Here is a 2,029-nt window from a genome sequence, read left to right as displayed (position 1 = left end):
CGATCGCGGCGGCGGTGCCGAGGGTGGGGACGCCGACGGTGACCCAGGCGAGTCTGCGGGCTTGCCGGTCGATCTGGGCGGGGGCCGCGGTGGTGCGGGGCGGTGCCTGGCCGGCTCCGGTTCGGGCGCTGCTCATGACACCCCCGCCGGGGCTGCGGCCGTCGCGGTGTCTGCGGGGGTGGGGAAGGTTTTGAGGGTGCCGTCGAGGTAGGCCTTGCGGGTGTCGCGGCGGCGGACTTTGCCGCTGGTGGTCATCAGGACGCATCCGGGGGGTCCGATGTGGATGCGGCCGGGGCGTACGCCGTGGTCCTCGGTGACCGCGGCGGTGACCCGTTGCAGGAGTTCTTTCTCCTGGGCGGCGAATTCTTTGGCGGTGCCGCGGAATTCGGCGACGAGGACGACTTCTTCCTCGTCGCGCGTGTCGCTGGGCAGGGCGAACGCGGCGATGCGGCGCAGGTCCTGGTGGGCGCGCAGGACGGAGTGTTCGATGTCCTGGGGGTGGAGGTTGCGGCCGCTGATGACGATGAGGTCCTTGAGGCGTCCGGTGACGAAGAGTTCTCCGTCGAGGAGGAAGCCGAGGTCTCCGGTGCGCAGGTAGGTGCGGTGGTCGTCGGCGGCGCCTGCGGGGCGGGCGCCGAAGGTGCGGGCGGTCAGTTCGGGGTGTCCGAGGTAGCCGGCGGCGACGCTGGTGCCGTGGACCCAGATCTCGCCGGTCTCGCCGTCGGTGAGGGGGGTGAGGGTGTGGGGGTCGACGATGAGGACCTCGTGGCCGTCGGCGACGATTCCGCAGCTGACGACCTTCACCGTGCCGGCGTCCGCCGCACCCTCGCCGCCACCGTCGCTGTTGTTGGTGCGACGGGCGTGGCCTTGTTCGAGGGCGGTCTTGTCGAGTTGTTCGGTGCGGATGGTGTCGGCGGCTTCGGGTTTGCCGGAGACGAAGAGGGTGGCTTCGGCGAGTCCGTAGCAGGGGATGAGGCTGCCGGGGTCGAAGCCGACGGGGGCGAAGCGTTCCTCGAAGCGTTCCATGGTGTTGCCGGAGACGGGTTCGCTGCCGCAGAACACCTGGCGCAGGCGGCTGAGGTCGAGGGTGGTGAGTTCTTCGTCGGTGATGTTCTGGGCGCACAGGTCGAACGCGAAGTTCGGGCCGACGGAGATGGTGACCTTGTGGTCGGTGATGGCTTTGAGCCAGCGGTAGGGGTCCTGCACGAAGTGGATGGGGGAGAGCATGACCAGGGGCCAGCCGCCGTGCAGGGCGAGCATGATGGTGCCCATCAGGCCCATGTCGTGGTAGGGGGGCAGCCAGGAGCAGCCGACGCGGTCCTCCTCGTAGCCCATGTGGGTGTCCAGGACCCGGCAGTTGCTGAGCAGGTTCTCGTGGGTGAGGACGATGCCCTTGGGGTCGCCGGTCGATCCCGAGCTGTACTGGATCAGCGCCGGCTCCACCACCCGCAGCGGTATCTCGCCGTTGCCCGAGGGCTGGTAGAAGTCCGGTTCGGGGAAGATCCACTGGGGGTGTTCGGTGGTGGGGGTGAGCTGCTGGTGGAAGTGGTCGACCTGGGGGGCGAAGCGGGGGTCGGTCAGGACGGCGCGTGGGTTGCAGTCGTCCAGGACGGACAGGAAGCGGGCGGTGGCGCGTCGTCCGAACGGCGGGAAGCAGGGTACGGCGGTGCAGCCGGCCTGCATGATGCCGAAGAGTCCGGCGACGTAGTCGAGTCCGGGGTCCAGGGCGAGGACGACGTGGCCCTGGGTGAGGCCGCGTTCGTTGAGGTGGGCGGCGACCGCGCCGGCGCGGTCGGCGAGTTCGCGGTAGGTCCAGTCGATCGGGTGGTCGCCGGTCCCGTCGGGCAGGAAGCGGAACGCGAGCCGGTCGGGTGTCCGGGTCGCGCGGTGTTCGAGGACGTGGACCAGCGAGGTGTGGGCGGACGGTGGCAGCGGACTCACAGGAATACGGCCTTCCGGGTCGGTCTGCGTGTGGGACACGTGCGTGATCTGCGGGCGAACCCCGAACCCCCGAACCGCTGGGCCCCCG

1 protein-coding gene is annotated in these 2,029 nt (G+C 70.1%); it reads right to left on the bottom strand.

The window, feature by feature from the left end:
* Positions 1 to 132: 132 nt before the first annotated feature.
* Positions 133 to 1,941: a fatty acyl-AMP ligase gene (locus CCN72_RS30730; protein WP_086811326.1), complete on the bottom strand. Its 1,809-nt coding sequence runs from the start codon at positions 1,939 to 1,941 to the stop codon at positions 133 to 135.
* Between the last annotated feature and the right edge of the window lie 88 nt (positions 1,942 to 2,029).

Origin of the sequence: Streptomyces murinus (assembly GCF_002154555.1) — a bacterium.
Taxonomy (GTDB): Bacteria; Actinomycetota; Actinomycetes; order Streptomycetales; family Streptomycetaceae; genus Streptomyces; species Streptomyces murinus.
This window is presented reverse-complemented; position numbering and strand designations above follow the sequence as displayed.